The sequence below is a fragment of the Pararobbsia alpina genome, from assembly GCF_902859895.1.
GTDB lineage: Bacteria > Pseudomonadota > Gammaproteobacteria > Burkholderiales > Burkholderiaceae > Pararobbsia > Pararobbsia alpina.
Genome location: NZ_CADIKM010000028.1, coordinates 1 through 19,366 on the forward strand (window position 1 = coordinate 1; position 19,366 = coordinate 19,366).

The 19,366-nt window shown below is 58.4% G+C and carries 22 protein-coding genes, 3 pseudogenes and 1 other annotated feature; of the genes and pseudogenes, 10 read left to right on the plus strand and 15 right to left on the minus strand.

Translation table 11 applies throughout. The features are described 5' to 3' along the window. Positions 1-240: 240 nt before the first annotated feature. A pseudogene (locus HV670_RS21335) lies at positions 241-318 on the minus strand (IS6 family transposase); the annotation flags it as partial. A gap of 154 nt (positions 319-472) precedes the next feature. On the opposite strand from HV670_RS21335, the gene HV670_RS21340 reads away from it, so the two are divergent. Next, the gene (locus HV670_RS21340; protein WP_175106872.1) at positions 473-1,606 is read left to right on the plus strand and encodes an OB-fold protein; all 1,134 of its coding nucleotides are present in this window, start codon (positions 473-475) and stop codon (positions 1,604-1,606) included. Between the two features lie 900 nt (positions 1,607-2,506). On the opposite strand, the gene HV670_RS21345 is transcribed toward HV670_RS21340, so the two are convergent. After that, positions 2,507-2,755 carry a hypothetical protein gene (locus HV670_RS21345; protein ID WP_175106873.1) on the minus strand — a complete coding sequence of 83 codons (249 nt, stop codon included), beginning with the start codon at positions 2,753-2,755 and terminating at the stop codon, positions 2,507-2,509. Positions 2,756-3,168: 413 nt separating this feature from the next. Here HV670_RS21345 and HV670_RS21350 point away from each other — a divergent pair, with 413 nt between their 5' ends. Beyond that, positions 3,169-3,327 (plus strand): hypothetical protein, encoded by a 159-nt coding sequence (locus HV670_RS21350; protein ID WP_175106874.1) that lies wholly within the window; start codon positions 3,169-3,171, stop codon positions 3,325-3,327. Here HV670_RS21350 and tnpC read toward each other — a convergent pair. The 5 genes from tnpC to HV670_RS31165 are packed head-to-tail and all read right to left on the minus strand — an operon-like array spanning position 3,324 to position 6,316. Continuing rightward, complete coding sequence (gene tnpC / locus HV670_RS21355; protein WP_175106875.1) at positions 3,324-4,781, minus strand: IS66 family transposase; 1,458 nt, start codon at positions 4,779-4,781, stop codon at positions 3,324-3,326. The genes HV670_RS21350 and tnpC overlap by 4 nt on opposite strands. Before the next feature lie 29 nt (positions 4,782-4,810). Continuing rightward, positions 4,811-5,158 carry an IS66 family insertion sequence element accessory protein TnpB gene (gene tnpB, locus HV670_RS21360; protein ID WP_175106876.1) on the minus strand — a complete coding sequence of 116 codons (348 nt, stop codon included), beginning with the start codon at positions 5,156-5,158 and terminating at the stop codon, positions 4,811-4,813. Next, positions 5,155-5,514 (minus strand): IS66-like element accessory protein TnpA, encoded by a 360-nt coding sequence (gene tnpA, locus HV670_RS21365; protein WP_343054484.1) that lies wholly within the window; start codon positions 5,512-5,514, stop codon positions 5,155-5,157. Before tnpA ends, tnpB begins: the two co-directional genes overlap by 4 nt. Positions 5,515-5,531: 17 nt before the next feature. Continuing rightward, positions 5,532-5,981 (minus strand): tyrosine-type recombinase/integrase, encoded by a 450-nt coding sequence (locus HV670_RS21370; protein WP_343054487.1) that lies wholly within the window; start codon positions 5,979-5,981, stop codon positions 5,532-5,534. Next, positions 5,927-6,316, minus strand: coding sequence for a site-specific integrase (locus HV670_RS31165; protein WP_246257784.1), 390 nt, complete (start codon positions 6,314-6,316; stop codon positions 5,927-5,929). The genes HV670_RS21370 and HV670_RS31165 overlap by 55 nt, the downstream gene beginning before the upstream one ends. A gap of 27 nt (positions 6,317-6,343) precedes the next feature. Between HV670_RS31165 and HV670_RS21375 the strand changes: the two genes are divergently transcribed. The 3 genes from HV670_RS21375 (at position 6,344) to HV670_RS21385 (ending at position 7,465) form a co-directional block, all read left to right on the plus strand. Beyond that, positions 6,344-6,502, plus strand: a complete 159-nt coding sequence (locus HV670_RS21375; protein WP_175106878.1) for a hypothetical protein — start codon at positions 6,344-6,346, stop codon at positions 6,500-6,502. Positions 6,503-6,630: 128 nt separating this feature from the next. Further along, positions 6,631-6,933, plus strand: coding sequence for a hypothetical protein (locus tag HV670_RS21380; RefSeq protein ID WP_175106879.1), 303 nt, complete (start codon positions 6,631-6,633; stop codon positions 6,931-6,933). A gap of 346 nt (positions 6,934-7,279) precedes the next feature. Next, positions 7,280-7,465, plus strand: coding sequence for a hypothetical protein (locus HV670_RS21385; RefSeq protein ID WP_175106880.1), 186 nt, complete (start codon positions 7,280-7,282; stop codon positions 7,463-7,465). A gap of 124 nt (positions 7,466-7,589) precedes the next feature. Here HV670_RS21385 and HV670_RS21390 read toward each other — a convergent pair whose 3' ends face one another. From HV670_RS21390 to HV670_RS21410, 5 genes and pseudogenes are all read right to left on the minus strand, one after another. Further along, positions 7,590-7,775, minus strand: a complete 186-nt coding sequence (locus HV670_RS21390) for a hypothetical protein (protein WP_175106881.1) — start codon at positions 7,773-7,775, stop codon at positions 7,590-7,592. Positions 7,776-8,391: 616 nt separating this feature from the next. Beyond that, positions 8,392-8,643, minus strand: a complete 252-nt coding sequence (locus HV670_RS21395) for a phospholipase D-like domain-containing protein (RefSeq protein WP_175106882.1) — start codon at positions 8,641-8,643, stop codon at positions 8,392-8,394. A 279-nt stretch (positions 8,644-8,922) separates the two neighbouring features. Beyond that, positions 8,923-9,420 (minus strand): annotated as a pseudogene (locus HV670_RS21400) (IS3 family transposase); the annotation flags it as partial. A gap of 83 nt (positions 9,421-9,503) precedes the next feature. Then, entirely contained in the window at positions 9,504-11,021 is a 1,518-nt protein-coding gene (gene ltrA / locus HV670_RS21405) for a group II intron reverse transcriptase/maturase (protein WP_175106883.1), read from the minus strand. 675 nt (positions 11,022-11,696) lie between these two features. Beyond that, positions 11,697-12,436, minus strand: a pseudogene (locus tag HV670_RS21410) (IS3 family transposase); the annotation flags it as partial. Then, positions 12,042-12,158, minus strand: a sequence feature (AL1L pseudoknot). (Overlaps the previous pseudogene by 117 nt.) Positions 12,437-12,882: 446 nt before the next feature. On the opposite strand from HV670_RS21410, the gene HV670_RS21415 reads away from it, so the two are divergent. The 5 genes from HV670_RS21415 (at position 12,883) to HV670_RS21435 (ending at position 15,818) form a co-directional block, all read left to right on the plus strand. Further along, entirely contained in the window at positions 12,883-13,227 is a 345-nt protein-coding gene (locus HV670_RS21415) for a type II toxin-antitoxin system RelE/ParE family toxin (protein ID WP_175106884.1), read from the plus strand. Then, entirely contained in the window at positions 13,224-13,556 is a 333-nt protein-coding gene (locus tag HV670_RS21420) for a helix-turn-helix domain-containing protein (RefSeq protein ID WP_175106885.1), read from the plus strand. Before HV670_RS21415 ends, HV670_RS21420 begins: the two co-directional genes overlap by 4 nt. A gap of 751 nt (positions 13,557-14,307) precedes the next feature. Next, entirely contained in the window at positions 14,308-14,721 is a 414-nt protein-coding gene (locus tag HV670_RS21425; protein WP_175106886.1) for a CidA/LrgA family protein, read from the plus strand. Next, the gene (locus HV670_RS21430; RefSeq protein WP_175106887.1) at positions 14,721-15,431 is read left to right on the plus strand and encodes an LrgB family protein; all 711 of its coding nucleotides are present in this window, start codon (positions 14,721-14,723) and stop codon (positions 15,429-15,431) included. Before HV670_RS21425 ends, HV670_RS21430 begins: the two co-directional genes overlap by 1 nt. A gap of 63 nt (positions 15,432-15,494) precedes the next feature. Further along, on the plus strand, positions 15,495-15,818 hold the full coding sequence (locus tag HV670_RS21435) for a DUF4087 domain-containing protein (RefSeq protein ID WP_175106888.1): 324 nt from the start codon (positions 15,495-15,497) through the stop codon (positions 15,816-15,818). Between the two features lie 46 nt (positions 15,819-15,864). Here the strand turns inward: HV670_RS21435 and HV670_RS21440 are convergent, their stop codons facing one another. The 3 genes from HV670_RS21440 to HV670_RS21450 form a co-directional block, all read right to left on the minus strand. Beyond that, positions 15,865-16,392 (minus strand): ankyrin repeat domain-containing protein, encoded by a 528-nt coding sequence (locus tag HV670_RS21440; RefSeq protein ID WP_175106889.1) that lies wholly within the window; start codon positions 16,390-16,392, stop codon positions 15,865-15,867. A 185-nt stretch (positions 16,393-16,577) separates the two neighbouring features. Beyond that, complete coding sequence (locus HV670_RS21445; RefSeq protein WP_246257786.1) at positions 16,578-18,056, minus strand: catalase; 1,479 nt, start codon at positions 18,054-18,056, stop codon at positions 16,578-16,580. A gap of 403 nt (positions 18,057-18,459) precedes the next feature. Then, the gene (locus HV670_RS21450) at positions 18,460-19,089 is read right to left on the minus strand and encodes a uracil-DNA glycosylase family protein (protein WP_175106891.1); all 630 of its coding nucleotides are present in this window, start codon (positions 19,087-19,089) and stop codon (positions 18,460-18,462) included. Between the last annotated feature and the right edge of the window lie 277 nt (positions 19,090-19,366).

Sequence of the window (19,366 nt, forward strand, 5' to 3'; positions counted from 1 at the left end):
AAAACTTTGCGTACGGCTGTCGCCCTGAACGAACCGCTTCATCTCGCTCGCCTCCGATACCAGATGAGAAATCATAGCGGTTCAAAATGACGTTTTGACACAATCTGGGCCATCCACGGCCGTTGGCGCAAGCTTTCATGCGGACATTCGAACGTCGGCTTCGCCCAGCTGACGGGCCTTCGAGCGCCGATCAGATAGCAGAGACGCGCATGCCTTTAGAAAGCCCAGGACGAGGCTTGGGCGACGTTGGTGAATAAAGATGTCGAGTTCGGCGCCATGCTCGTCGACCGCGCGCCACAGCAGGTGCGGTTCGCCACGGTCAAGTTGCCTACCTAAAAGTGGAAAACTGACGGATTTCCGGCAGTTATGCCAAAAGGGGAACTCCTAATGCGTGGAAGTGCGGTTGCTCCAGGGCAGTGACGACCGGTAATATCGCTCGCAGCAAATAAAAGAAACGGGACAGGGGAAAATCATGGCGCTGATCAAGTGCGACGAGTGCGAGGCGGATGTAAGCGACAAGGCAGTCGCATGTCCGAAGTGTGGTAATCCTATTCACGCGGCAGCTTCAGTTGGTTTAGCCTCGCCGGCCAGTTCATCGCCTGGTGCGCCGCTCCCGCCCCCGAAGCCAAAACCATCAGCGAGTCGCAAGCTTGGCGGCGCATTGGCGGCCTTTCTCGTTGCGGTGATCGCATTCATGGTCTACGAGAGCCAGTCGACGATCAAGGCGACTACAGATACATCGGCAAGTGGTGACACCACTGTCTCGCAAGCCGTAACCACGAGCGTCGCAGATACTGCCGTCGCCGCGCCTACGGCCTCCGCTTTGAAGCCTGCACCAGCCACGGCGCCGCCAGTGATCGAAATCTCGGCGACGGAACTGTACGAGGAATATAAGGCGAATGAGGTGCTCGCCGATACGAAATACAAAGGCCGGTGGCTCTACGTCAGTGGCGTCGTAAATGAAATCGGGAAAGACTTCACTGACGATCCCTACGTCAATCTTTTCGGCGAAAACGAATATGCGGTAGTGCGCGCGAATTTCGCGAAATCAGCCGTCGAAAAACTCGCTACCCTCCACAAAGGCGACCAGATCTCCCTTATGTGCCAGGGAAAAGGTAGATTGATCGGCGACGCGATTCTTGACTGCACTAGTGACGACGTTCCACCAGCTCCGCGGCACGCGCAAGCCGCAGCGACACCGGCCCCATCCGAATCTATTTCGTCGACCCCAGCAGACGAGCCAGTGAACTCGCCTGCAATGCCGGCGAAGACTGAGACGAGTAGCTACCCGACGAGCTTCGATTGCAAGAAAGCGCATTCCACATCCGAAATGCTGATTTGCGGTGACGCCGATTTGGCGGCGCTTGATCGTGAACTTGCGCAGCTTTACGCACAAGCGAAGACATCGGCGCCGGACAAGAAGTCGTTCGCAGAAGTCACGACGCAGAACTGGATCTGGCGTGAACACAATTGCCGTGACAAGGCTTGTCTCGTTAGCTGGTACGCAGATCAACAGCAGCGATTCGAGAATATCCTGAGTCGAAGCGCGCAATCTAGTGCGGGCGATGCGGCGCAAGCGGGGGAAGGTGCGAGTGCGTCGTTGTGAGGAGCGGCGCATTACAAGGGCGCGGCGATCAGCGTGAGCGGCTTGGGCCACCGCCGGCCGGGCGGTAAGGGTACGAATCGGATTCGCTCAATGAGCGCAATTCTGCGCCAGTGCAGAATTGTCATTCAGCCAGGGTGTCCGTGCTTTAGACGCCCATTTCGGGGGGGCTGCGCTCAATGCGTACCCCTCTTTGAAGGCATCACCGCTTCCTTAATGTAGAGGGGACGGTCCCGGTGCAAGGGTGAGATTTCAAATTGCACCCTGCGTAGGAGAGGCACTGATTTAAATACCCCTTTTCTGATGACCGTTCCACGCTCAAAGTATCGGCTACAAGCCTATCAACCAAGGTGCTCCTCGAATGAGCTAGACAGCAACTTTTCGATCACGGCATCGTCGAGGTCTCTGACTTCGATGCCCTGTGCTCGGCATATGACGTCCAGCGCTTGGGCGACAGATCTGATCACGTCGGCGGTTCGGGGTTTCGGTGTGTTCATAATAATGGTGACAAGCGGCACCAGGCATTACGCCAAGCGGGGCAACGGTTTCGATGAACGGCCAAGCATGTTAGGCAATGCGGCACCCAACTCGCCAATGGACTTTATCAATGACCGCAATAGTCCAGAGTAATGCGCGAGTTCGATGCTCGTGAGTCAGAGACCGGTGTGCTTCCCCTGAGCTACTTCACCACCTCTATCCACTCTAGCGGCGATTTCACTAAATGGCACATGATTGCACCCAATAAATGCGCGCCTGCCAGGGGCGCATTAGCCCGCCCACCGTCCAGAAGGCGGCAACGTTGCCGGGTCATCAAAAAACGCCAGTCGCGCGGCACAGAGTGGAAGTCACGGGTCGTCAAGGTCATTCCCCCCTCAAAGGGGAAAACTGCCGGATTTTCGGCAGTTAAGACAAAGGGGGGGCCATGAGCGTCGCGCGCACTTCAGTCTCGCCCGCGTCCAGGTTGCTCTCAATCCCTTCGGCCGCACGCGTCAGGGCCGCTTCCTCGGTATCGGCAACCAGATCCAGATACCCATAGCAGAGGTCGACCGTGCCTCGGTCGGTCGGCGCGAGCACCAAAACCGTGTTCAGATCTGACGCGCCTTCGTCGATCAGCGCCTCGTATGCCACTGGTCGGCCCGGATCGTCGTTCATGCCGGCGACGCAAAAATCAGCAATCTGCCCAGTGATGCCGACCCTGCTCAGTGCGGCGTGGGCGTCTTCAAATTTGCGCTTACACTACCCCCAACAAGGGAGTCAACCCAATGGAAGGCAAATATTTCCCCGCTTTGCATATCGGGTCATCAACGCCGCCTTGACATAGCATCTGTTCTTTACGGCTTGTGGACCGATGACATGGCAATGGAACCGCTGTTTGTATTGAACCGGATGATCGTTGTCCTGCTGCCTAAGACGCCGATGATCGAGTGGGTCAACCGCATTTTTAGCGATGTTGCCGGTCCGGTGACGTTTGAGCAGGCGCGGGAGGATCCTAGTGCGTTTTTGATTCCGGTTCGCTGGACGAGTTCGACACGCCGGGCGTGCGATGGATGCGACGGAACTGGTCGGTGTTGTTTGACCGCATGCTCAAGGACTGGTGCCAAGACGAGAGCCTCTGGCCACGCACCCGCACACGCAAGATGTTTGACCAATTGTGCGAGATTCGCGAGCACTCAGTCGTGCTCGACTGCGTTGACGATCCTCTGGAGTACGGCGACGAAGACTAGCGCAACTCGGAGGCCACGACCCACGGCAAGAGCTCATCGACCCGGTTGATCGGGTGGTCCGCAATGCGCGCGAGCACGAAGCGCAAATAGGCCTCGGGGTCGACATCGTTGAACTTGGCCGAACCGATCAGGCTATAGATGGCCGCCGCGCGTTCACCGCCCGAGTCGGCACCCGCGAACAGGTAGTTCCGGCGTCCGATGGCCACACCGCGCAGCGCCCGTTCCACCGGCAAGTTATCGATCTCCAACTGCCCATCATCGCAATAGCGCGTGAGCGCCTCCCACCGCTTGAGGGCGTACAGGATCGCGCGGCTCGTGTCAGATTTGCGCGAGAGCTTCTCGAGCATGGCGCTGAGCCACGTATAAAGCTCATCGAGCAATGGCCGAGCATGCTCGCCTCGATACGCTCTGCGTTCGTCGGGTGGTTTGCCCCGGATCTGTTCTTCGATCTTGTAGAGTGCCCGGATGCGTTCAAGTGTGTCGGTGTTGAACTCGTTGGGCCGGGCCACGTGCAACTCGTAGAACTGCCGTCTCGCATGTGCCCAACATGCGGCCTCGACCACACGCCCCGTGTCGTAGATGGCCTGGTAGCCACCATACGCGTCGGCCTGCAATGTGCCAGTGAACGATTCGAGGTGCTGCTGCGGGTGGATGCCTTTGCGATCCGGTGTGTAGGTGAACCAGACCGCCGCCGGCGTCATATCGCCCGAGGCGCGATCGTCGCGCACATACACCCACAGACGACCCGTCTTGGTCGTGCCATTGCCGGGGGCAAGCACCGGCACGGGCGTATCGTCGGCGTGCAGTTTGGTAGAGGCCATCACATGGCGTCGCAGAGCATCGACTAGAGGTTGCAGGAGCGCAGCGCTGTGACCCACCCATTTCGCCAGCATTGAACGATCGAGCTCGACACCTTCTCGTGCGTAGATGACCGATTGGCGATACAGCGGCAGATGATCGGCAAACTTTGCGACCAGCACGTGCGCAAGCAAGCCCGGGCCAGCGATCCCGCGTTGGATCGGCCGGCTTGGCGCTGCCGCCTGAGCGATGTGATCGCAACACGTGCAGGCAAACGTGGGACGCACGTGACGGATGACACGGAAGCTCGCTGGCACGTATTCGAGTTGCTCGGAGATATCCTCGCCGAGCTGTTTCATCGCCGCGCCACATTCGGCAATCTCGACGGGCGCCGCCCCTTCGTCGGCCTCCAGGTCTTCGAGACGCAGTTCAAGCTGCTCAATCTGGTGATCCAGCTTCTCGGACTTGCGACCGAACTGCATGCGGCGCAGCTTCGCGATCAACAGCCTCAGGTGCTCGATTTCCGCGACGCGCGTGGCCAGCGCGGCCTTCTGCGAGTCGACCGTCTGTTGCAGACGGTCGAGCTTCACGTCGCGCTCGCGCAGCAGGGCCTTGAGGGCCTCGATGTCGTCGGGAAATGGGCTTGCCTGGGTCATGCCAACAGTTTACGTGTCGGCGCCGAGGTTTACAACGCTGAAGTGGGCCTGGCCGTTCGAGTGGGCTGGCGCCAATCGATTCCCTCAAGCAGCATGGAGAGCTGCGCCGGGCTCAGACAGACTGTGCCGCTATCGGCCTGCGGCCAGATGAAGCGTCCATTCTCGAGTCGCTTGATGAGCAGGCACAGACCATCACCGCTCCACCACAGCACTTTTAACAGATCGCCCCGGCGGCCGCGGAAGACAAAGACGTGTCCGCTGAAGGGATCGCGCTCGAGAACGGTCTGCACCTTCGCGGCCAGACTGTTGAAGCCCGCGCGCATATCCGTAATACCTGCGGCAAGCCATACGCGTGTGCCCGCAGGCAAGCCGATCATGCCGCAGCTCGCAAGGCGGCCAGGACCGTTCGCAGTACCGTCACGTCCAGTGAGCCTTCGAAGCGAACGCGTACGGGACCGTGTTCAACCACCACAATCGATGGCTGTCTCACCTCTGACGCGAGCTGAACCGCAACGAATCCTTCCGTTCTTGTCGCGAGTGCCGACGCTCGTCGCTGATCGCGACGCCAGCGAGAAATCATGTTGGCGTCCAAGCCGTGCTCCAAGGCAACCTCGGCAATTGAGCGCCGCGGATCATTGGCTTGCGCCACGATCTCCTCTCGGAATTCACGCGAGTAGTTTCTTGACCCCATCCGCCGGCCCGGTGCTTTTGCTTCCATCGATCTAGTACCCATTACATTTGTGGTGGGTACTAGGCTGACGTCTTTTTCAACGTCTGGATAGACGGTAATCGATCACCGCTTACGGGGTAGTGCACTTGCTGATATGTGCGCTTGATCTTGTTCTGTTCGAGATGGTTCAGACACTTTTCGATCACATCGCCATGCACGCCGAGTTCGCCCATGAGGGTCGCGCCCGTGCGGCGCAGATCGTGCGGTGTCCAGCGTCCGCCTGGCAAGGTGAGTGCGTCGATATGCTCGCTGCGATGCATGAACGGCGTACCGTTTGCCGCGCCCTGGCGGTCATAGATCTGTTTCGTAATGGACTTGGAGGATACCGGTCCATCCTTGCGGGCGGCCGGGAAAAGCCATACTTCGTCGTCGCTCAGCCCGAGCAGCGCTTCCAGATGCAGCTTTGCGAACTCGCTCAGATATATCGTATGTTCCTTCGCGTTCTTGAGTGGTCCGCCGGAATAACCCAGGTACCCGTGGCCAGATCGATATCGGCGCGGCGTGCCCGCGTCAGTTCGCCAATCCGTGCCAGCGTGGCTAGCATCACCCAGACAGCATGCAGCGTTGCTTTCAGCAGGTTCGCATCCGCGAGTTTCGTCGGCAGTGCACGGATATCGGCCTCGGACAGCACGCGTTCGCGTTCCTGCTCCTGACCGCCAACATGTTTTTTCTCGATGCCGCCCGTCGGATCGGTGGCAACGATCTCGCGCACCAGCGCGAAGCCGAACATCTGACGCAGTTCGGCGAGCAGTCGGTTCGCGAGGCGCGTGGCGCCGCGTGCCTTCACCGCGTCGAGCACGGACATGATGTCGGCGCGGCGGATGGTGTCGGCGTGACGGTCAGCGTCAACGGCGTGGTGCGTACTGGCCAGTTGTCGCCGCGAAGCGTCGCGGTCGGGGGTAAGGGTGCAAGAGCCACCTCGATGTGGCCCAGCGTGCCCGCACTCATGGTGTTCAACATTGCGCCGTGCGCTGAATTCGATGCGGGCTAATGCGCCCGCGTAGGATCCTCGCCCGAACGCGAGCGGGCCGAAGATTCTCGCGCAACGCTGAGCTATCAAGCGGTCGAGAGCCTTGGTAGGATGATGCCGAGCGGGGATTGCTTCTTCCAGGAGGGCCAATGCCGGTTGCGCTGTATATCGACGACAATTATCACTATCAGGATACGGACTACCGTTCCGGGCCGCTAAATTTCGACGATTTGGAAGCGGCACTTGCCGAAGCACGGCGAATTGTCGATGACTTCCTTGCCGAAGCACGCCAGCCGGACAGGGGAGCCGGAGAACTGTTCACGCAATTCAAAATGTTCGGCCCGGATCCATGGATCGTCCTTCCGGGCGATGATAGTCCCACGGTTCCCTTTTCTGCCTGGGATTATGCTCGCGAACGTTGCAGAGAGCTCTGTACGGGACCGTCACAGTGAGCAGGTCCTCGCTGCATTAACTCGCTTGGAAAAGCCCACGTACGAGGCCGACCAGCCTTTCGATGAATAGGCAAGTGTCACGAGACTAACGTCTTCCGGCCGTCTCGACACTTTTGCTCATGATAGAGGTTCAGCAGCCCGGATCGATAGCAAGACCAAAGGCCTCAGAGCCACTTCAGCGGAAGGTGGGTCAAACAGCCGCATGCGCGCATGGTGATACGCACCGCGTAGACTCCCACCAGGGCGCGCACGTATCCGCATGTGACGCGGCGCGCTAGCCGGCCGAGAAACCCGCCACCTAAAGCCTATGCACCTGTTATTCTGTTCACGTGGAAAGGAGATCATCATGGCAACGCAAGATAGACCGGAAAACGCTGAAAGGGTAAATGGTGTAGATCATCGCCTTTTTGATGGGTATGACGGCGCCGCCAGTGCCCCTCCTGCTGACTACATTGCACAGCTTCTCGCGAGTGCGCCCGAGGCAGTACGTGCTAGGGCTGCTGAGTTCGCTGCGGAAAAGGCGGCAGAATAAGCGCCAACCACCGTCACGGTGAGCACGTCCTCGCTGCGTTAGCTTTGCGACAAGGGGCGCTGCGCGTCGGGGATGCGCTGCTTGCAATCATTTCGACCTGCATCCGGAGCCCGGTCTCACGGACTTACTCCACTTTAAGCACCGCCCGCGCCTTTTCGATGACCTGCTGCAGCCGCTCGCGCTCGTGACGCGTCGAGCCGACGAGTTCCTGTTCGAGCTCGGCATCTACCTTTTCGAGCCGCCGCAGCGCGATCTCCAGGATACGGCACTCCATCGCATCGGTTTGCGCAAACCAACAGCGGCGGGACATGTAGAAGGACGAGTGCGACCCAGCAATACTCGATGTCGCAGATCAACCGAGCCAGATTCTCAGGTTGGACAAGTATCACACCACCACGCGAGCTATCGATATTAGCAATGAGAGCGAGCGACAGCGAAACCGTTTGAGGCAGCGGGGTCACGAAGATCCCTCCACGCAGTTTGCCCTGCGCGCGGAATCCCTGGACGACACGGTCCGCCAATGCGATCAGTATCGTCAAGACCCACGCACCGATAGGCATTCGGTTTATCCGTGTGGCCTCGGAGTAGTCCTGCGACTTGAGCACATCGTTCATTCCGGCGACAACGAGCGCACCGAGGGGTATCGGTCGTTCTTTAACCACCTGCACAACCATTGACCACAGTTGTGACTGAAGAAGGGCCGTGTCTTGCCCAATTTGGGCAAGCTGTTGGAGACCCCGCGTCATAAAGTCCGCGAAGCGCAACCATGCATATCGAACGAAAGCTGCCTTGATCGGCAGTGCAATCGTACTGCCGGCTAGATTGGCCCGCGGCACTTTCGTTGGTCATACCGCCCGATAGCCATAGAGAAGATCGTCCGACTTACGTCTATGCTCGCATCTTCTCTTTTCGAAGACGAGCCGTGCCTATGATGTCACCTGCGATTTCGTGAGCTGGCTCGCCTCAAAGTCATTGATCAGATCGCGCGCGATACCTTGAGCCTGAACAAAGACGCCAATTTCCTTTCGCAACTTGGAGTCTGCAGGATCGGCGGAAAGCCAATTCTGACTCGATATCACCACGGTGTCGTCATCCCAGGCCAAAACCTTCGCATGCAATTTGGGCTCTTGAATGAGCTGTATCTCTCGTCCCTTCGACTCGATGAGAGCATCCTTCATCGACGCATCCATAGCGCCGACGCCGTTACACCTTTACGTCGATATTTTTTTCTTCAACGGCAGTGATCGCGGGCACGATTACAGCTGTGCGAGTCGCTAAGCGCTGTTCGCGCGTTACCCAAACGCGTTTCGGGTCGCTGGAGGCGGTGCTGACGTCGATGCGCTATGGCCGTACCTTGATGCGCTCGGAGGAGACGACTTCCTTTTCACGGTTGCGGTCGTTCACATTCTCCTGAACGGCGTGCTGAACCGCCCCGGGAATCGTGGAGGCTGGTTGGTTTAAGTTAATGCCGATTCAGCGGCGGCTGTTTCAAGTTGCCGATAGTAGTTTGCCTCAGCTTCAGCGGGCGGGATATAGCCGAGGGGCGCCATCAGTCGATGATGATTGAACCAGGCCACCCATTCCAGCGTTGCCAGTTCAACGGATTCCCGCGTTTTCCAGGTGCGGCGATGAATCAGTTCAGCCTTATACAAGCCGTTGACCGTTTCAGCCAGGGCGTTGTCATAGCTGTCGCCCCGGCTGCCGACCGACGGTTCGATGCCCGCTTCGGCCAGCCGTTCGCCATAGCGAATGCTGACGTATTGGGAGCCTCTGTCCGAGTGGTGTATCAACGTTCCGTCGCCGCCCGGGCGCCGCGCGTAAAGCGCCTGTTCAAGGGCGTCCAGAACGAAATCCGTGGTCATCGAGGAGCTGACGCGCCAGCCGACGATGCGGCGCGCGAACACGTCGATCACGAAGGCCACATACAGCCAGCCCTGCCACGTCGAAAGTGGAGTAAGAGACAGGGCGTAGTCGAGCTATTTCCCTGCCTCTCCTCCCCGAACCGGACTTGCACCTCTCAGCGCATCCGGCTCTCCATTCAAGCGTTGCCCATGGCAAAGGCGACATCGGCATAGCGCGATTCGATGGTGCTGCGTGTCTCATCGCGCATGATGTACGGATTCTCCGACGGCGTACGCCACCTGAATTGGCCCTTCCGGCTGGTGACAAAGCGCCGAAGCGCTACCGTTCCATACCAACCCCGACTGTTCTGGCCTTGCAACACCCATGTTGTAGCCTGTCCCGGCTCCGGCGCCCGGATATGGTCGCGCATCAGCGACCGGAACCCACGCCGATACCTGCGCGCGAGCCAGTATCCGAACTTCCAGAAGACCGTCCGGTCTAGTTTTCTAAACAGGGTGGCCGTGAAGTCAGTGTATTGATAGAAGGCGGCCCAGCCGGCAATTTGCCGATTCAGGCTTTCCATCAGGTCCATCCGGTTCATGCCGTAGTTGCCCGACAGTTGCTTGACTAACCGCTCGGCGAAGCCCCGATACTTCTCCCACGGAATCGTCGTCACAGGTCGCATGCGACCGCGTGGTCCACGCTTGCGGATGATGCGGTGACCAAGAAATACGAAGCCGTCGTTCACATGCGTAATATGGGTCTTCTCCATATTCAGCGTGAGCTTCAGTTCGCCTTCGAGGAACCCACGGCACGCTTCACGTACTGCCTCAGCATGTTCGCGCGTCCCCTTGACCACGATCACAAAGTCATCTGCATACCGGCAATAGGCGATAGCTGGTTTCCATTGCCGGTTCTCTCGCACAGTAATCGGGCGCTGCTTGAGAATGGCAAAGTTCCACGCCCACCGATCCTTCCGCACTTTCTTGTTCAGGTAGTTCTTTTCCATCCACACATCGAATTCGTGCAGCACGATGTTGGATAACAGGGGCGAGATGACACCGCCCTGAGGAACGCCTTCGCTTGCAGCGCGAAACAGACCGCGATCAACACATCCCGCCTTGATGAACTTCCAGAGCAGGGCAAGGAAGCGCTGATCGGCGATTCGCTTGCGGATTCCCTTCAGAAGCAGGCGATGATGAACGGTGTCGAAGTAGCTGGCGAGGTCGCCCTCAATAACCCAGCGTCCAGCGACACTTTGCTCACCACTGTCCTGCAACTGAAGCTTCACCGTACGAATCGCGTGATGTACGCTGCGGGCAGGTCTGAAGCCATATGAAGCCGGGTGGAAATCGCTCTCCCATATCGGCTCCATGGCCATCAGCATGGCCCGCTGCACGATCCGATCCCGTAGGCTTGGAATACCGAGTGGCCTGAGCTTGCCGTTCGCTTTCGGTATATACACGCGTCGCGCAGGCAGCGGACTATACGAGCCCGCCAGCAACTCCTCGCGTATCGTCGACAGCTCATGCGGGAGATTCGCTTCCATCATGCGCCGGTCAACGCCGTCCACGCCTGGCGTGCGGGCTCCGCTGGATGCCAGCGTAATGCGAGCCGCCTCGCTCAGCCAATCCCTGTCGGCAATCAGTCTCAGGAGTCGATCGAACTTGCGCTCTCTGTTCTCCGTCGACCATGTCGCCAGTTTGCTTTGCATTTCACTGATTATCAAAGGTCTTCACCTCACTATGGTCAGTTAATCAACCCAGCAAACCACTTCAACTGCCTCCCTTCGCCATGTGACCGGCTTTCCCGGCCTCGGACTACTACGGAGGCTCCGCCAACCTGCACATCATCGGGGGCACACTCCCTTAACATCTGTGCAAGCCTTCCCCAGTTCACATGCTGGACTCAACGCATGGGCGAGGTTGCCTGTCGCAGTCTTTATCCTTGCTTGCCGCAAGTCGTCGCGAACACCACGGTCTAGCTGCGCGCTCCCCGTGGTTCCATGCTGACCAGCATACATATCCAGTCAGCACTCGTGCCGCCGGGCCATACGTGTGACCGGCAGCAGTCCGCGTCCTGCCCATAAAGCGGTGTGGGCAGGGGTGACATTTCAACCCTCAGATGCGTTTCAACAGGTTCGTGTCCCTCAACCGTCCCATGCTCAGCCTAGAAGTTCATCTTGGCGTAACCGCTTCGCCTCAAACTCCATTTCCCACGGACTTCGTCACCTTGCCAGTGTCGGCAAGTCACCGCCGCTTCGGCTCACTTCCTCTCGCAGCAGAGGAAGGGCATGCCCCGGTACTGCAAACTCCTCCGGAGTCCTGCATTCCAAACAGCTCAAGCAGCTTCACCCCCATACGGGCGGGCTACGCTGGCTGGGCGTACCGTAGGTGAAATCCGAAACCCAGAGCTGGTTCGGCCGTGCCGCCTGAAACTGGCGATTGACCCGATCCAGCGGGCGCGGAGCTAAGGCGTCAGGAACGGTCGTGCGAACACGCTTGCCTCGCATCACACCGCGCAAACCCAGTTGCTTCATCAACCGTTCAACCGTGCAGCGAGCCACCGCGATACGCTCCCGGTTCATCTGTTTCCAGACTTTATCCGCACCGTAGACCTGCATGTTGGCCTGCCAGACACGCTTGATCTCCGGGCGCAGACGCTCATCGCGTATTGCGCGAACACAGCGCCGCGACGGATCACGAAGCTGCGCGGCATGGCGCCGGTAGCCCGACGGGGCAATCCGCAAGACCTTGCAGATCGGCTCGACCCCGAAGGTGTCGCGATGCTGATCGATGAAGGCCTTCAGGACTTCAGGCGGCGGTCGAGCTCCGCCTGGGCGAAAAACGCGCTCGCCAGCTTCAGAATCTCGTTGGCACGGCGCAGTTCCCTGTTCTCGCGTTCCAGTGCCTTAAGGCGTTCGCGATCGGACGTAGTCACGCCCTCACGCTCGCCGCTATCGACTTCATTCCGTTTGATCCACCCCAGCAGTGTCTGGCTCGTGCAGCCGATCTTGGGGGCGATGGATTCGATCGCCGCCCACTGGGACGGATACTCGCCGCGATGCTCTTGCACCATGCGCACTGCACGTTCCCGGACTTCAGCAGAAAATTTGTTCGACTTGTTCATGGCTCCATCTTCTCAAGAGTTGGAGCCTCCATCAAATCCGGGGCGGTTCACCCTGACCAAAGCCGACGAGCATAGCCCGCATCGTTGGAGTCTTGCGCAACGCCAATCTCTGCGCTCGGTCCCGACCGGCCACGATTCTGAAACGGTCTGTCACGTTCGTCCGAAACACCGCTTGGCAGAGACATAGGGTGTGCTTCCGCCGCGTCCGAAGCGCTTGGGCGATTAGGCTGAATCGAGGGCGGGCTATTCATCGGTTGCCTCCGATGTGCGGCGGCCGTCGATACAATTTATTGACCGAGTTTGGTCACGTTCAGCAATGGTGACAATTCGCAGGCGGTTGGACAACCCGCTACAGAATAAGCGGGCGAACTCAATCCGACCCTCTGCCGATTGGACGTTGACTCAATCAATTTATGAGTATAAAATTTTATACGCATCAGGGATCCATGAACCAGGAAAAAGAAATTCGTTGGGTAGGTTCTACCTACGACGATGTGTTGGCATTCCCGGACGAGCCGCGCAGGCAAGCTGGCTTTCAGCTGGGTAAGGTACAGGCAGGCGTGGAGCCTGACGACTGGAAGCCATTCGACGATGTTGGTGCCGGCACCAAAGAGATTCGAATTCGAGAGAGTAGTGGCGTTTATCGAGTAATGTATGTCGCCAAGTTCGAGGAGGCGGTATATGTCCTGCACTGCTTTCAGAAGAAAACTCAGGCGACCAGCAATCATGACAAGGAAATTGCCGAGGCGCGCTACCGTGCTGTAGCAAATGCGAGGAAAGTCAAGAAATGAAGATCGACACTGAAATCCGTCATGTGACGAAGCCGGGGGCAAATCTGTTCTTGGAACTCGGGTTTTCTGCAGAGGAAGCAAAGCGCTTGCAGGCGGCCTCGCGTAAGCAGATCAATGACACGCGGCTGTTGAAGGAGCAGTTGATGTCCGAATTGGCCGAATGGATCGAGCAGCACCATTTGAAGCAAGCCCAGGCGGCAGAAATTCTGATGGTGTCACGTCCGCGCGTGTCTGATGTGGTGAATAAAAAAACGGCCAAATTCACCATCGATACCCTCGTGGAGATGCTGAGCCGAGTCGGAAAACCTGTCAGATTGGCTATCGGTTGATGTACGGACGTACGCACAAACCTACACGCAAACCTCCACTGCCCGCTCTGGAGGGGCAAGTCAGTTCAAAGTCAAGCAAGATCAATTCAGGGACGTGTGGGCCAGCAAGTCTCACCACCTCTCGCAGACAAGGGGGGCGTTTCTGACGGTAAAGGGACGGTCAACGAGCTTCGTTGATGATCGAGTGTGAGTGAAAAGGATAATATTCTTTCCTTTTTTGTCGTTTAGGGCTGGAATATTGCCTTTATGGCCTAGGCGACTTCCCTCTCACTACCCACGACGATCCCCAGGGCCGGGAACTGCAAGATGCTGCGCTATCGCGGCGTTCACGTAGTCTCAAGGGAGCTTCTGGGTCCATGTCGGACACTTTTTGGTCGACACACCGGCCTTCTGCAGCCGCGCGCTCGGATTCGATCGGTTCACCAGACACCGGTCTGTCGCTTTCACCGCCGCGCCAACCCTTGAGAATGCTCGTCAGGAAGCCGAACGGATTTTGGTCGGGTAAAATTCTCCCGTGAGGCAACACGGACCTCGGCGCCATTGGCGTCGGTGCGACCGTCCGGACTTGGACGACGCGATTGCAAACACATCAGCAACACGACTATCCAGCACAAGTTATCGCACGGGGCAAACGCCCCCCTGTGAATACGGCTGTAACCCGAATTCTGCGCGGCCCCTTCCGGGTCAGCCGTTCAGAGATTTTGATCGAAGCCTCCCCCCGGGGGAGGGAAACACAAGCAGATTTTCAACCATGCCTTTCGCCTTAACCATTCTCGTCGGAGCTCAGCTTGTCGGTGAAGTGCTTCGCCGGCTATTCCACCTGCCGCTGCCAGGCCCCGTCATCGGGATGTTCATCCTTGCGGTGGCACTCGTAACCCGCGCACAGGGCTGGATCGCCCCCACGGAAAGCGGCCCGTCTCCCCTCGACAAGACCGCCACGACACTGATCTCCAATATGGGCTTGCTGTTCGTGCCTGCAGGCGTCGGAATAATTGCGGAGCTCGGCGTGCTGCGGCGTGAATGGTTGCCGATACTGACAGGGTTGCTGGTGTCGACCACACTCGGCCTCATCGTAACAGGCGTCGTCATGCACAGAATCATGCGTCGGGCCGAACTCGACGCCCCGCCAACCGAAGATGCAGCCGACAGTCGGGAGGTGCGGTGATGTTTCGTACCCTATGGACCCCGTTGGCTCTGACGCCACTGCTCTGGCTGACCCTCACGCTCGCGGCCTTCGCATTCGGACAGGCCGTTCAGCGCGTGTGCCGCCGTTCGCCATTGGCTAATCCCGTACTGATTGCCATCGCGGTAATGGTCGTCATCCTGAAGTGCACGGACACGCCCTACAACGAATATTTTGCTGGCGCACAGTTCATCAATTTCCTGCTCGGTCCTGCGACGGTAGCGCTCGCCGTGCCGCTCGCGCTCAATCTCAACCACATCCGTCGCAGTCTTCGCGGCCTCGGGCTGGCCTTGGTGGCCGGCTCGCTAACGTCGGCGATCAGCGGCGTCGCAATCGTCTGGGCGATGGGTGGCGGCCGGGACGTCGCGCTGTCGATGGCACCCAAATCGGCCACGACACCGATCGCGATGGCGCTTGCCCAGGAAGTGGGCGGTGTGCCCGCGCTCACTGCGGCTCTGGCAATCGCGGGGGGCATCGTTGCCGCAGTGATCGGTCAAACGGTCCTGCGTTGGTTCCGCGTGGACGACTGGCGCTCGCATGGCCTCGCGGCCGGCGTGGCGGGCAGCGGGGTCGCGGCTTCCCAGATCGCGCCGCTCAGCGGTATCGCCGCCGCCTTCGCGGCGATCGGCATCGGGATGAACGGCCTCATTACCGCGTTCATCGTTCCACTGCTCGCTATGCTTTGGCCTTAGCCTTAAAGTAAAGGCGCGTACCGCCCGAAACCCATCGCACTTTGGCGGATGAAGGGGATCAGCATGCGTAGGATTGTCGGCCTGACTGGACTGATAGCACTCGCCCTTGTCACTCAGAGCGTCACGGCAGCCGAAAAGAGATGTGGCTGGATAGAAAACACCATGCCGTCGAGTTTGACGCTGACGGACCGCGACGGATCATGGGACCTGGTAACCATTGACTGGCAAACCGAGGGTTTCGACAAAAACATGCCTTCAACGAATCGTGGCGACACGTGCGCTTGTCTTACGGTTGTGACCGACAAGAAGTCCATGCGCATCGTGAAGGTGCTGGGCGGAAAGTTACTGCCCACATCGACCTGCCAGCGCGACAAGAGCCTGAAGTAGTTCGTCCTGCCGCGCAATTGGAGCAATGACTACCAGTCGGTACGCACTAGTACGTCGCACCGATCTTCTTAAGCGCCTGCACCGCCGTCAGATTCCCTTGAGCTCGAACGGTCGCGAGCGCAGTGTTACCTCGCGCGTCCGTATGATTTGGGTCCGCGCCATGCGCGACCAGGTCGTCGAACAAGCTATAGCGGCCAAAAAGCGCGGCGAAGGCAAGTGCGGTTTCGCCCGCGTTATTGGTTGCGTTGATGTCGCAGTGCGTCTGCAAGAGCGTCCTTGCGATGTCGAGTTGACCTTTGTAGAGGACACCCATCAATGCCGTATTGCCATTATGGTCTGCCGCGCATGCATTCGCGCCGGCGGCAAGCAGCTTGTCAAGCGTATCGGGATGATCGTCATAACCGGCAAGAATCAGCGCCGTGTAGCCGCTCGAATTGACGCTATCTATCGGGTAGCCAGCCTTGAGCAACGCATCGAGAATGTCCCAACGTCCTTCTCGTGCAGCGTTGAACCATTCCTTGTCGTATTGATGCGCTTCGACGCGCTGGTTCGCTTCCAGATGCGGGGCAGTCATGGGCTCCGATGCGCATCCTGCCAGCAACACAGCACATGCAGCCACGCTGGCGATAGAACGCCATGCAAAGCCAAAGTTTCTACGCAGCTTCATACAAGGGACTTCCGTGAGACGAGGCACGCCGTGTTAGCGGCGTGCCTCTTGTTACGCGGTGACGACTAGAGGCGAATCAAGCTTGCCTCAAATCACTGGTCGGACAGCTTCGCCGACATTGCCTTCACCTTCGAGCCGTCCGCATTCAGCGCACGGATCAGACGCGCGCCCAGATCCGGATCGGCCTTGTTGAAGTAAGACAGCATGGTGTACTTGTTGTCTTCGTTCGTGACATGGCTCAGGTCGCCGGAAAGCGCGGTGACGACATCGCCCTTGCCTTGCGCATCAAGACTTTCGAAGTACTGACCGGCTTGCTTGAAGTTTTCCTTCTTGTGAATCGCCATCTGCTGCGTCGTTCCGGACAACGGCGTTTGCACGTACTTGTCCTTCGGGTCCTGGCTGAGTTCGCTGACACCCGACGGCTCATAGTTGACGTCGCCGGTACGACCGCTCGCGTTCATCTTGCCGTCTTGATTGACGTTGAAAACGTTAACCAGCGGCCGGTTGATCGGCAGCGAATTGTAGTTTGCACCCAGTCGATACATTTGCGTATCGGCGTATGCAAACAGACGGCCCTGAAGCATCCTGTCTTCCGACGGCTCGATACCAGGAACCAGTCGCGACGGTGCAAACGCGGACTCTTCGGTGGACTCGAAGTAGTTGTTCGGTACGCGGTTCAAGGTCATTGTGCCGACCTTGCGCTCAGGTACGCCGAGCCATTCCTTGGTGTCGTCCAGCGCATCGTAGGAGAACTTGTTCAGATCCGACGGCTTGAGAACCTGGACATAGAGATCCCACTTCGGGAAATCGCCCTTACGGATTGCGCCGTAGAGATCGTTGGTCATCAGGTTCCAATCCGAGCCAATGGATGCGGCGATTTCACCAGGACGCAAATCCTTCCGGCCTTGTTCGGTGACCCAGTGGAACTTGACGTAGTGCACCTCGCCCTTCGAATTCACGAACTTAAAGGCATGGACTCCATATCCGTCCATGTGCCTGTAAGAATCGGGCATGCCGTCGTCGCTATAGAGGTGCGTGAGCATATTGGTCGCTTCGGGCGAATGCGCGAAGAAATCAAACGCCAGATTGGCGTCTTGCACGCCTGTGACTGCGCCGGGCTTGTTAGCGTGGACGAAGTCAGGGAACTTGATCGCGTCGCGAATGAAGAAGATCGGCCAGTTGATGCCAACGATGTCCCAATTGCCTTGCTGGGTATAGAACTTGACGGCAAAGCCGCGGGGATCGCGTGCTTGTTCAGGAGATCCGCGGTAGCCCATGACCGTTGAAAACCGCACGAATACCGGCGTCTTGCTGCCTGGCGAAAAGACTTGTGCCGTCGTCAGGTCGGATAGATCGGTACTCGGAACGAACTCGCCAAACGCACCTGTTCCGCGCGCATGAACGACACGTTCAGGAATGCGCTCGCGATCGAAACGCTGCAGCTTCTCAATCAGATGCGAATCCTGCAAGAGCACGGGACCTTCAGGACCGGCTGTTTCCGAATTCTGATTGTCTCCAACAGGAGATCCATTGTCGCGCGTCATGTCGGCTGCAAAGACAGGCGGCAACATCGTGGCGCTCAAGACGATGGACAGAAGTGTTCTTTTTAAAGCTTTAGTTGCATGTGGCATATTGGCTCCGGGGATCGGTTACTCTTCAAAAACATTGCGAACCGGGTGGCAATGCTATGCAAACGACTTTGAGCGGTCCAATCGCCATTCCTAATGAACGCGATAGTCGTGCCTTAGGAGTGCGCATATGCGATAAAACTTTCGATGATGAAAGGCGCTTCAGCCGACATGCACGAGCCAAACTTCATTGAATAACGCCGGGCTGCAAACGGAAACCCTTCGAACTGTAAGCGAGACTGTTCGCATTTACTTGACGTTTTTTCTATCAAGCAACGAAAGCGAGGATGATCAGAATCACGCGTTTCCTATCTGCAGGAGAACGTCTCGCAACACAACAGCTTGCCTATGTTTTTTGTCCTTGGGGCCGTAGACGAGCGTCAGCGGTAAGTGGTTTGACGCTACTGCGCAGCATGGGGAGAACTTCCGACGCAAACCATGAATGCCGCTGAAACCAAGCCTGATTGCGCGGGGAAGGGTGAGGCAGAGGGACAATGGCCGGCGCGTATTCCGCCCATGCCTTGACTGTATCGGTAAGAGAGGACTTGCGGCGAGCACCGAGAAAATGGTGTTGCGCGTATTGGCCAATCAACAACGTCAACTCGATTTTCGGCAGTTCTGCTAACAGCTTGTCCAGCCATATCTGGGCACACTCGCGGCGCGGTGGCTTGTCACCACCGGCACCTCGGCCGGGATAGCAGAATCCCATTGGAATGATTGCTATCTGCGACTCGTCATAAAACGTCTTGTTGTCGACACCGAGCCAGCCTCGCAGCCGTTCGCCGCTCGCGTCGTCCCAGGGAATCCCGCTCGCGTGCACGCGCGTGCCCGGGGCCTGGCCGACTATGAGTATGCGCGCGTCTCGTCCTGCGCGAACGATAGGGCGCGGACCGAGCGGCAGGTGCTGCTCGCAGACGCGACAGGCGCGTACATCGGCCAGGAGTGTATCCAGCGAAGACGGTTCGCGCTTGGTCACTTGTGGTCGCCTTGCTTCCTGTTGGGAAGCGTCATGCAAACCATTGTATCGGTTCGAAGAGAACGGTGCAGCAGAGGTCCCTGGCATCGATGCGCGGATGACGTCGCGATCGCCATGGCTGCCTGCCAGGACTACGGTGTGAATCGGGGGTAGGCGGACAGTGTCCTCAAGCTAGTCAGGACAGCGCTTGCCTGATGGACAAAGAATACTATCGAAGGGATAGAGGCGCGCGATCGCTAGTCGATTTGTACAAGCGTCGCGCGCGGGCAGCCACGGG